Raw genomic sequence first — 11193 nt, forward strand, 5'->3', positions numbered from 1 at the left:
CGGTTCGAGGGCAGGGCGGCATCCGACCACGAGCCTGTGCAGTCGGTACTGCGGTACGGCCGCGCTCTGGCAGGCGCGCCGGAGCATGGGGGGCTGCGCCATGATCCGCGCGCTGCTGCCGGTCGCCCGAGGGTCGGCCGAGAGAGCCGCGGACGGGCTGCGGGTACTTGCGGCGGCATGCATCGTTGTCGCGGGCGTCGGCTGGGGCCCGATTTCAGGCGCGAGCCTCGCGGGCGTGACCGCCGGCATGTTCCTCCCGCGCCTCCTGCGCGTGCGACCAAGCTTCGACATCGCATTCGGAACTGTGGTTCTTGTCGCCGTATGGAGCAGCGTGCTGCAGATCTACATCACGACCAGATGGTGGGACCTGCCGATGCACTTCCTCACCAACGGGCTCTGGGCGGCTATGGTGTACATCTCGCTCGTGCGCCTCGGAGTGATCGCGGATGCCGCGACGCTCTCCCGTCCGCGGCTGTCGGCCGCCGTAATGACCACTGCGCTCGGGTTCTCCTTCGGAGTGCTGTGGGAGATCTGGGAATGGATCGGCCACACTTACATCAACGAGGAGATCTTCGTCGGCTACGTCGATACGATCGGCGACCTGTTCTGGGGTGGTGTCGGCGCCCTGCTTGCGGGCGTCTTCATCCCGTTCATCACGAAACGCTCCGTGGCCCCGGAAACTGCACCTCGTGGCTCGACGTGAACACCGGCGAACAGGGTGTCTGCTCGCGTTACACCGCGAACTTCACGAGGGCGGCACTCGTGCGCGCCGACACAACGGCGGCGATGAAGTGCACGAACAAGTTGCGGCGCCGGACGACAGTCTCGCGAGCGGCGAGCCGGCCCGGGACGACGGTTGGCCGAGGGGGCGTGAAATGTTTGTGTCGAGATCAGTGGCATGGAGGGTTGGCTCTCCACCAAGCCAAAACTCGGGGTGCGCGATCGCTTCACGGGAGGGATGCTGAGCGCGGCGGCTCCGGTGACGTCGCCGTGCGGCTCCGCTGCTCGAATGTTCCTGCCGCTGGTTACAGTCGCTTCCGCAGCACCCCGACCCCGTCCGCATCACGTGGCGAGCTCGCCGGGTGTTTTTACAGTGGGCCCTACCGGGCTCGAACCGATGACATCCACGGTGTAAACGTGGCGCTCTACCAACTGAGCTAAAGGCCCGCGACCCGAGAGACATGCTCGCGGGTTGCGACATTCGATTATGGCACAGGCTTACACTCAGCCCCATGGCGACGACACCCGTGAAAAAAGTCACGACCAGCACCACTGACAACGGGGAGCGGGCCGAACACCGGCTGCCGGCGGTAATTGGCCTGGTGATCGCGCTCACGCTGTACGCGACGCTTCCCAGCACGTTCCTGCCGGGCCTGCGGTTCGCGGTAGTCGCGATCGGGCTCGCGATGCTCGTGCCGCTCATCGCGCTCAACCCGCACCGCTTGCGCCGGGAAACCAGGTGGTCGAGGTTTCTCGCGGTCGGGCAGGCGCTGCTCCTCGTCGCCGCGAACGAGGTCGCGCTCGTGCAACTCGTGATTCAACTAGTGACCGCCCAGAAAAGCGACGGGCTCACGCTACTCGTCGCTGCACTGCAGGTCGCGGTGACGAACGTCATCGCATTCGCACTGGTCTATTGGGAACTCGACCGAGGCGGCCCTGTCACCCGACGGCACGCAGAGCGCTCCGACCTGCCGCTGGCGGACTTCCGTTTTCCGCAAGATGAGGACCATGATGCCGTCGAGGAGGTGGCCGCGCGGTCGTCGGTGCGCACCGGCTGGGTGCCCTCGTTTTTCGACTACGTGTACTTCTCGGCATCCAATTCGATGGCATTCAGCCCCACAGATGCGATGCCGCTTTCGATGCGCGCCAAAGCCCTCATGGTGCTCGAGTCGTCAGGAGCGTTCGTGCTCCTCGCGCTCGTCATCGCGCGAGCCGTGTCGCAACTGGGCTAGCCGACTCTGAGTAGGCGTGATCAGTGCGCCGCGGGCACGAGCGCGTCGAGGGCCGTGCGATAGGCGTCGAGCGAGCGGGCCTGGCCCGGCGCGGTCACGAAGCTCGCCCGGATCGTGCCGGCGGTGTCGATAAGGAAGGAGGCGCGGTTCGCGAAGCCCTTGGCCTCGAGGAAGACGCCGTACTCCTTGGCGACGGCGCCGTGCGGCCAGAAATCCGCCAGGAGCGTGAAGTCATAGCCCTCGTGCTCGGCGTAGGCGCGCAGCGTGGCCTTCGAATCGACCGAGATGCCGATGAGCTCCACGCCGCCGTCGGCGAAGAGGGCGAGATTGTCGCGCAGCTCGCACAGTTCGCTTGTGCAGGTGCTCGAGAAGGCGAGGGGGAAGAAGACGAGGGCGACCGGCTTGCGGCCGCGGAAGTCAGACAGGCGGATGTGCTCCCCAAATTGATTGGGCAGTTCGAAATCGGGAGCCAGCGTCGAGTCCTGCAGCGGCATGGGCCTGCTCCTTTCGCGCGTGAACGCCGCGACCGGCGAGCACGATTGGCAATCCTACGCCCGGCTTCGTCAGGGTCAAGTTAGCGCGGGTGGGTGCAACTAGACTCAATACCGCCCAATGCGCGTGCCGCTCCTCGAAACCCGAGCCGGACCGTCGCGTGGGGCTCCACAGCAGCAACCATGGCGAATCCGCGAACAAGAGCGAGGTCTACGGTGACGGTCAACGATCAGGATCCATATTCGGTCAACAACATCGACAAGGATCCCGAGGAGACTGCCGAATGGCAGGAATCCCTCGATGCGCTCGTCGCGGCGCAGGGGCACGAGCGGGGCCGCCAGATCATGCTCAGCCTGCTCAAGCGGTCGAAAGAGCTTCACCTCGGCGTTCCGATGGTGCCGACGACCGACTATCTGAACACCATCGCGCCGGAGAACGAACCTGAGTTCCCGGGCGACGAAGCCGTCGAGCGGCGGTACCGCGCGTGGATCCGCTGGAACGCGGCAATCACCGTGCACCGCGCCCAGCGCCCCGGAATCGGTGTTGGCGGGCACATCTCCACCTACGCGTCCTCCGCCTCGCTTTACGAGGTCGGCCACAACTACTTCTTCCGCGGGCAGCACCACCCCGGCGGCGGCGACCAGATCTTCTACCAGGGCCACGCCTCCCCCGGCATGTACGCCCGCGCGTTCCTCGAGGGCCGGCTCAGCACCGAGCAGCTTGACGGGTTCCGCCAGGAGAAGTCGCACGCGGCCGGCGGACTCTCGTCGTACCCGCATCCGCGACTCATGAAGGACTTCTGGCAGTTTCCGACCGTATCGATGGGCCTCGGCCCGATCAACGCGATCTACCAGGCGCAGGCCAACAAATACCTCACCAACCGTGGGATCAAGGACGCCTCCGACCAGCAGGTCTGGGCATTCCTCGGGGACGGCGAGATGGACGAGGTCGAGAGCCGCGGTGCGCTGCAGTGGGCGACCAACGAGGGACTCGACAACCTCAATTTCGTCATCAACTGCAACCTGCAGCGCCTCGACGGGCCGGTGCGCGGCAACGGCAAGATCATCCAGGAGCTCGAAAGCTTCTTCCGCGGTGCGGGCTGGAATGTCATCAAGGTCGTCTGGGGACGCGAGTGGGACGAGCTCCTCGCCCGCGACACCGAGGGCGCGCTGCGCGACCTCATGAATCGCACGCCCGACGGCGACTACCAGACCTACAAGGCCGAGAGTGGCGCCTACGTTCGCGAAAACTTCTTCGGTCGCGACCCGCGCGCCCTGGAACTGGTCAAGGACTACACCGACGACGAGGTGTGGGGCCTCAAGCGTGGCGGTCACGACTACCGCAAGGTCTACGCGGCGTTCAAGGCAGCCCAGGAGCACAAGGGCCAGCCCACCGTCATCCTCGCGAAAACGGTCAAGGGCTACGGCCTCGGCCCGTCGTTCGAGGGCCGCAATGCGACCCACCAGATGAAGAAGCTCACGCTCGACAATCTCAAGAAGTTCCGCGACGAGATGCGTATCCCGATCACGGATGCTGCGCTTGAGGAAAACCCTTATATGCCGCCGTACTACCACCCCGGCGACGACGACGAGGCGATCCAGTACCTGCACGAACGTCGTCAGGCGCTTGGCGGTTACGTGCCGGAACGGCGTTCACGGTTCACCCAGGTGGCCCTGCCCGAGACCCCCACCTACGATGTCGTCAAGCGTGGCTCCGGCAAGCAGGAGATCGCCACGACCATGGCGTTCGCCCGCCTGCTCAAGGACCTGCTCAAGTCGAAGGACTTCGGGCACCGCATCGTGCCGATCATCCCCGACGAGGCACGCACCTTCGGCATGGACGCGTACTTCCCGACCTCGAAGATTTACAACCCCAAGGGCCAGCAGTACACGTCCGTGGACCGCGCCCAGCTGCTCGCGTACAAGGAGAGCCCGCAGGGTCAGATCCTGCACGTCGGTATCAACGAGGCTGGTGCGTTTGCCGCGTTCACCGCGGCCGGAACGTCATATTCGACGCACGGCGAGGCGCTCATCCCGGTCTACGTCTTCTACTCGATGTTCGGGTTCCAGCGCACCGGGGACGCGATGTGGGCGGCGGGCGACCAGATGGCACGCGGCTTCATCATCGGCGCGACCGCTGGTCGCACCACGCTCACCGGCGAGGGCCTGCAGCACGCCGACGGTCACTCGCTGCTGCTCGCGTCGACGAACCCTGCGGTGATCTCCTACGACCCCGCCTACGGTTACGAACTCGGCCACATCGTGCAGGCGGGCCTCGAGCGCATGTACGGGGAGACTCACATCGACCCGAACGTCATGTACTACATCACCGTCTACAACGAGCCGCTCGTGCAGCCGGCCGAGCCGGAGAACCTCGACGTCGATGGTCTGCTCAAGGGCATCTACCTGCTCAAGTCGGGCTCAACCGAGGGTCCTCGCGCCCAGCTGATGGCATCCGGCGTCGCGATCCCCTGGGCCCTCGAAGCGCAGCAGCTGCTCGCCGAGGACTGGGGCGTTTCCGCGGACGTCTGGTCGGTCACGTCGTGGACCGAGCTTCGCCGCGAGGGACTCGACGCGCTCGAGCAGAACTTCCTCTACCCCGAGGCGGAGACCCGTGTGCCGTACCTGACCGACAAGCTCGCCGAAGCGGAGGGCCCGTTCGTCGCTGTCACCGACTTCATGCACGCGGTGCCCGACCAGGTGCGCCAGTTCGTTCCCGGTGATTTCGCGACGCTCGGCGCCGACGGGTTCGGCTTCTCCGACACGAGGGCCGCGGCCCGCCGCTTCTTCAAGATCGACGGGCCGTCGCTCGCGGTGCGCGCGCTGGAGTCGCTCGTCGCCCAGGGCAAGGTCGACCCGTCGGTGCCGCAGGCCGCTATCGACAAGTACCGCTTGCACGATGTGAGCGCCGGCACGTCCGGCAACACGGGAGGCGAGAGCTGACGACCGGCGAGAGACGGTCCACCGTGGCGCATTCAAAGGAGCAGACGCTCGCCTGGCTGAAGACAGTGACAGGCGAGCTGGCGACGGCGACGCTCAAGCGGCTCGACGACACGCTGCCCTGGTACGGCGACATGCCGCCAGGGCGGCGGTCCGCCGTCGGGCTCGTCGCGCAGGCCGGCATCAGCTCGTTCATCCACTGGTTCGACGACCCGACCTCCACGCCCTGGATCGCGGCGGATGTCTTCGGCGCGGCGCCCCGGGAGCTCCTGCGCTCGGTGAGCCTCACGCAGACGCTCCAGCTCATCAAGGTGACCGTCGAGGTCGTCGAGGATCGGGTCAAGGGCCGGGACGAGACGCTGCGCGAGGCGATCCTGCTGTACTCGCGCGAAATCGCGTTCGCCGCCGCCGACGTCTACGCCCGCGCCGCCGAGGCGCGCGGGCTGTGGGACGCCCGCCTCGAGGCGCTCGTGGTCGACTCGATCCTGAGCGGCGAATACGACGACGAGCTCCCCTCCCGCATCGCGGCCCTCGGCTGGCACGGGCATGGCGAGGTGTCGGTGCTGGTCGGAACCGCGCCGGGGATGCTCGACGTGGACATGCTCAGGCGCACCGCGCGGCATCTCGACGCGGACGTGCTCATCGGCGTGCAGGGCAGCCGGCTCGTGCTGGTGATCGGCCGGGCGCATCCGACCCCGCCGGACGGCGAGACGACCGTCGAGTTCACGCTCGTGCCGTTCATGGACATCGCCACTGCCCTCGAGCCCGGTTTCGGCGACGGGCACCTCGTGCTCGGCCACGAGGTGCCGAGCCTCGTCGACGCCTCCAAGAGCGCGAAGGCCGCCCTTGCCGGCTTCGCCGTGGCCCGATCCTGGCGCAACGCCCCGCGCCCCGCGTTCGCCGACGACCTGCTGCCCGAGCGTGCCCTCGCCGGAGACGCCCTCGCGCGCTCAACCCTCATCAACCGCATCTACCGGCCCCTGCAGGCGCACTCCACCGAGCTGCTCGCCACCCTGTGGTGCTACCTCGACAATGGGCGCTCCCTCGAGGCGACCGCCCGGGAGCTGTTCGTGCACCCGAACACGGTGCGCTACCGCCTCAAGCGCGTCTCCGAGGTCATCGGCTGGGATGCGACCGGCGCCCGCGAGTCGCTCATCCTGCAGGCCGCGCTGATCCTCGGCTCGATCGCGGAACCGGATGCTGCGCCGCGACGGCGACGGCGTTGATCTGAGAGAATCCACAAGGGTTGCTCCAGTTTTTGGTGCGATTGGTACAGCGCCGCTCGTCGGCAGGTTGGGAGACTAGGTAAGTGATCGTCGTCGTATGCCCGGGACAGGGCTCTCAAGCACCCGGATTCCTCACCCCCTGGCTCGCCGAAGGTGGTTACCGCAGCGAGCTGCAGGCCATCTGCGATGTGATCGGGATCGACCTTGTCACCCACGGCACAGTGTCGGATGCCGACACGATCCGCGACACCGCCATCGCCCAGCCGCTCATCGTGGCCGCCGGACTGCTCACGCTCACCGCTCTGTTCGCTGACGGACGGCGCGACCGGATCGGTGGGGTCGCCGGTCACTCCGTCGGTGAGGTCACTGCGGCTGCGGCCGCCGGCATCCTCTCGACCACCGATGCCATGACCCTGGTCACTGAGCGCGGGGCGGCGATGGCCGAGGCCGCAGCCCTCGAGGCGACGGGGATGAGCGCCGTCCTCGGCGGTGACGAGGCCGAGCTGCTCGAGAAGCTGGCGCAGCTCGGACTCGAACCGGCGAACTTCAACGGCGGCGGCCAGATCGTCGTGGCCGGTGCCCTCGGAGCGCTGGACGAGCTCAAGTCCGCTCCCCCGGCCGGAGCGCGGGTCATCCCGCTCCAGGTCGCTGGCGCATTCCACACCCGGTACATGGCCCCGGCAGTCGAGCGCCTTCGCACCGTCGCGGCCGGCCTCGACACGCACGACCCGACCCTGCCGATCTGGACCAACCGCGACGGATCGAGCGTCACGAACGGGGCAGCCTTTGTCGACCTCCTCGTTGGACAGGTCAGCTCCCCGGTACGGTGGGACAGCACGATGGCCTCGTTCGCAGCCGCCGGCGTCACGGGAGTGATTGAGATCGCTCCGGCCGGTGCGCTTGTCGGACTGGCAAAACGCGGCCTCACAGGAGTGCCGACCGTGGCCGTCAAGACCCCGGCAGACCTCACGGCGGCATTCGACCTGATTGACGGGATCTCATGACAACGGCAACACTCACGCAGTCGCACGGCAGCCAATTCACCCGGATCTACAGCTATGGTGCCGCCCGCGGCGACCTGATCGTGCCGAATTCCGAGCTCATCGGCCCGATCGACTCGAGCGACGAGTGGATCCAACAGCGCACCGGCATCATCACCCGCACGAGGGCATCCGCGGGGATGTCCGCCGTCGATCTCGCGACGGACGCCGCAAGGGAAGCGATCGAGAAGTCGGGCGTGCCTGCCGAGCAGATCGACCTCGTCATCGTCGCGACCATCAGCAACGTGCAGCAGACCCCGTCGATGGCAGCGGTTGTCGCCGACCGGGTCGGCGCGAACCCGGCCGCCGCGTATGACGCCAATGCCGCGTGCGCCGGGTTCAGCTATGCCGTCACCCAGGCCGACGCGCTCATCCGCAGCGGCGCAGCGCACTACGCGCTCGTGATCGGGGCCGAGAAGCTCTCCGACGTCGTCGACCCGGCAGACCGCTCCATCTCGTTCCTGCTGGGCGACGGTGCCGGCGCCGTGGTGATCGGGCCGAGCGACACCCCCGGCATCGCCGCCCCTGTCTGGGGCTCCGACGGCTCAAAGGCCGATGCTGTCGGTATGAACGCGACGCTGACGGAGTTCCGCGATGGCGCCGCGCCGTGGCCGACACTCCGCCAGGAGGGCCAGACGGTCTTCCGCTGGGCCGTCTGGGACATGGCGAAGGTCGCGAAGAAGGCCCTCGACGTCGCCGGGATCACGAGCGCCGACCTCGCCGCGTTCATCCCCCACCAGGCCAACATGCGCATCATCGACGAGTTCGCGAAGCAGCTCAAGCTGCCGGAGTCGGTGATCGTCGCGCGCGACGTCGCGCGCACCGGCAACACGTCCGCGGCATCCATCCCTCTTGCGACGCACGCGCTGCTTCAGGAGCACCCCGAACTCAGCGGCGGTCTCGCCCTGCAGATCGGTTTCGGCGCGGGCCTCGTCTTCGGGGCCCAAGTCGTGGTTCTTCCCTAGACTTGACCCCGGTCATCCGACACCCCCATCAAGGAGAAAACACAATGGCACTGTCCACCGAAGAAGTCCTGGCCGGTTTGGCCGAGCTCATCAACGACGAGACCGGAATCGCAACTGATTCGGTCGAGCTCGGCAAGTCGTTCACCGACGATCTGGACATCGACTCCATTTCGATGATGACCATTGTCGTCAACGCCGAGGAGAAGTTCGATGTGAAGATCCCGGACGAAGAGGTCAAGAACCTCAAGACCGTCGGAGACGCCGTCACGTTCATTACCGCCGCACAGGCCTAAGGCCCGTTCGCGGGTACGGCCGGCCGGACGACGTCTGGCCGGCCGTCCCCATTATTCGTTCCAACGTCGTTTCGACCTCGTTGAGGTCGTCCGCGTTGTTCGAGCAGAGAGACTCCTGATGAGCCCCAAGAAAATCGTCGTCACCGGACTGGGTACGACCTCACCCCTCGGCGGCAACATCGCCGACACCTGGCGGGCGCTTCTCGCCGGCGAGTCGGGGGTGCGCACTCTCGAGCAGGACTGGGTCGCCAAGTACCAGCTGCCCATTACCTTCGCCGCTCAGGCCAAGGTCCCGGCCGCTGACGTTCTCGAGCGAGTCGAGACCAAGCGTCTCGACCCCGGCAGCCAGTTCGCGCTCATCGCGGCTCGCGAGGCGTGGGCGGATGCAGGTGCCCCCGACATCGACCCTGAACGCATCGCCGTCGACTACGCGACCGGCATCGGCGGCATCTGGACCCTCGTCGACGCCTGGGACGTGCTCCGCGAGAGGGGCCCGCGCAGGGTCCTCCCGATGACCGTGCCAATGCTGATGCCCAATGCCCCGGCCGCTGCGATCAGCATGAGCCTGTCCGCCCGCGGGGGCGCCCGTACCGTCGTCTCAGCGTGCGCCTCGAGCACCGAGTCGATCGCGAACGCGTACGACCACCTGCAGGCCGGCATCGCCGACATGATCATTGCCGGCGGCACCGAAGCTGCCATTCACCCGCTCCCGATCGCATCCTTCGCTGCAATGCAGGCGCTCTCCAAGCGCAACGACGACCCCACCCGCGCCTCACGCCCCTACGACGTCGACCGCGACGGATTCGTGCTCGGCGAGGGCGCCGGCGCGATCGTCCTCGAAACCGAGGAGCATGCGCTGGCCCGCGGCGCCCGCATCTACGCCGAGCTCGCCGGCGGCTCTGTTACGAGCGACTCGTACCACATCACCGCTCCTGACCCCCAGGGGTCCGCGGCGGCGCGCGCCATGCTCGCCGCGCTCGAGATCGCGGGAGCAGGGATCACCGACGTCAACCACATCAACGCGCACGCGACAAGCACTCCGGTCGGCGACATTGCCGAGTACCGCGCGATGCATCGCGTGTTCGGCGACCACCTCGACTCGATTGCTGTGTCGGCGACGAAGGCCGCGACCGGCCACCTGCTCGGCGGCACCGGGGCACTCGAGGCGATCTTCACGATCCTCGCGCTTCACCACCGCACCGCACCACCCACGATCAACCTCGACAACCAGGACCCGCAGATCCCCCTCGACGTCGTCACGAGCCCTCGTGACCTGGGCACCGGATCCCTCCTGGCTTTGAGCAACTCGTTTGGCTTCGGCGGGCACAATGCGGTGGCGGCGTTCCGCAGCATTTAGCGGGTACGGCTTGCCGGTTTGCCGGCCCACTTTCACGGGGTAGGCGACAGCACCCAGTCGGCATCGGCGGTTTGTGCTCACGACGGTCGCAACGTGTGATCCCGGTGGTGGCTGAGGGCTGGTTTGTGTCGGTCTTCTTGTCCTCCCCAGCGCGGGTCCGTTGCGGGATTTCAGCCGTTTTCGCGGGGTCGGGCGGGAATGTCGGTGGTCTGTCGGTGGTCGGGTGTTGGCTGTGGGCATGAGCGGAATCCGGATGTCGGCGCGGGGTCCACGGCGCCGTGCGCGCCGCCCGAATGGTGCCGTTTCAGCGTCGGTTCGAATGTCGGTGGGTGGGTATTCACTATGGGTATGAGGGGCTATCGGTGGACGGCGGAGCAGGCGGCGGAGCTCGCCGAGTCGATGCTGCAGTTCAATATGGTGGCGGATGCGGAGATGGTCGCGAAAGGGTACCGGCCCGGGGCAGGTTTGCCGTTTCAGGGGATGCCGGCAGAGATGTTCCCCCATGACCCGGAGCTGGATGACCCGGAGCTGGATGACCCGGCCTGGATGGACGAGCACGACTACCCCTACTACCCTCACGATCCCGACTATCCGGCGCAGCTCGGTGAGGCTGGCCAGCCTGACCACCTCGACCACCCCGGTACCGGGCTTGATGGTGGTCGTGGGTATCCGTTCGGGGTGGCGGCGGGTGCGGGTGGCCCTGTGGAGGCGATGGAGCGGGTTGTGGATGCCCTGGAGCGGGTCGAGCGGGATGTCGCGGGGTTGCTGGGTGATCGGGCGGTGCTGTTCGAACAGGCCCTGGCACTGGGCGAGACCGGCACGGAGCGCAGTCGCGCAGGCAGCCGGCAGTTGGCGTTGCGGAGTGTGCGGGCGGAGCTGGGGGCGGCGTTGCGGATCCCGGAGCGGACCATCGAGGGGCTCCTCGGGGT

Annotated in this window: 10 protein-coding genes and 1 tRNA gene; 9 read left to right on the plus strand and 2 right to left on the minus strand. The window is 67.2% G+C overall.

Going from position 1 to position 11193, the window contains the following annotated elements; all coding sequences use genetic code 11:
* Positions 1–100 precede the first annotated feature (100 nt).
* Positions 101–703: a DUF2238 domain-containing protein gene (locus ABIB15_RS04285; protein WP_354475518.1), complete on the plus strand. Its 603-nt coding sequence runs from the start codon at positions 101–103 to the stop codon at positions 701–703.
* A 391-nt stretch (positions 704–1094) separates the two neighbouring features.
* On the opposite strand, the gene ABIB15_RS04290 is transcribed toward ABIB15_RS04285, so the two are convergent.
* Positions 1095–1167, minus strand: a tRNA-Val gene (locus ABIB15_RS04290).
* Between the two features lie 65 nt (positions 1168–1232).
* Between ABIB15_RS04290 and ABIB15_RS04295 the strand changes: the two genes are divergently transcribed.
* Positions 1233–1952: a hypothetical protein gene (locus tag ABIB15_RS04295; protein ID WP_354475520.1), complete on the plus strand. Its 720-nt coding sequence runs from the start codon at positions 1233–1235 to the stop codon at positions 1950–1952.
* Between the two features lie 20 nt (positions 1953–1972).
* Here ABIB15_RS04295 and ABIB15_RS04300 read toward each other — a convergent pair whose 3' ends face one another.
* Complete coding sequence (locus ABIB15_RS04300; RefSeq protein ID WP_354475521.1) at positions 1973–2446, minus strand: peroxiredoxin; 474 nt, start codon at positions 2444–2446, stop codon at positions 1973–1975.
* Between the two features lie 213 nt (positions 2447–2659).
* Here ABIB15_RS04300 and aceE point away from each other — a divergent pair, with 213 nt between their 5' ends.
* The 7 genes from aceE to ABIB15_RS04335 all read left to right on the plus strand — a co-directional run.
* The gene (gene aceE / locus ABIB15_RS04305) at positions 2660–5386 is read left to right on the plus strand and encodes a pyruvate dehydrogenase (acetyl-transferring), homodimeric type (protein WP_354475523.1); all 2727 of its coding nucleotides are present in this window, start codon (positions 2660–2662) and stop codon (positions 5384–5386) included.
* Positions 5387–5409: 23 nt separating this feature from the next.
* Positions 5410–6609, plus strand: a complete 1200-nt coding sequence (locus ABIB15_RS04310) for a PucR family transcriptional regulator (protein WP_354475524.1) — start codon at positions 5410–5412, stop codon at positions 6607–6609.
* 83 nt (positions 6610–6692) lie between these two features.
* Positions 6693–7613 (plus strand): ACP S-malonyltransferase, encoded by a 921-nt coding sequence (locus tag ABIB15_RS04315; RefSeq protein WP_354475526.1) that lies wholly within the window; start codon positions 6693–6695, stop codon positions 7611–7613.
* Positions 7610–8614 carry a beta-ketoacyl-ACP synthase III gene (locus tag ABIB15_RS04320; protein WP_354475528.1) on the plus strand — a complete coding sequence of 335 codons (1005 nt, stop codon included), beginning with the start codon at positions 7610–7612 and terminating at the stop codon, positions 8612–8614. Before ABIB15_RS04315 ends, ABIB15_RS04320 begins: the two co-directional genes overlap by 4 nt.
* A 44-nt stretch (positions 8615–8658) precedes the next feature.
* Positions 8659–8907 carry an acyl carrier protein gene (locus ABIB15_RS04325; protein ID WP_161886266.1) on the plus strand — a complete coding sequence of 83 codons (249 nt, stop codon included), beginning with the start codon at positions 8659–8661 and terminating at the stop codon, positions 8905–8907.
* A 118-nt stretch (positions 8908–9025) separates the two neighbouring features.
* The gene (locus ABIB15_RS04330) at positions 9026–10264 is read left to right on the plus strand and encodes a beta-ketoacyl-[acyl-carrier-protein] synthase family protein (RefSeq protein ID WP_354475530.1); all 1239 of its coding nucleotides are present in this window, start codon (positions 9026–9028) and stop codon (positions 10262–10264) included.
* A 348-nt stretch (positions 10265–10612) separates the two neighbouring features.
* Positions 10613–11193 (plus strand): hypothetical protein (locus ABIB15_RS04335; RefSeq protein ID WP_354475532.1); only part of this gene is annotated, 581 nt, incomplete at its 3' end.

Origin of the sequence: Marisediminicola sp. UYEF4 (assembly GCF_040546025.1) — a bacterium.
GTDB lineage: Bacteria > Actinomycetota > Actinomycetes > Actinomycetales > Microbacteriaceae > Marisediminicola.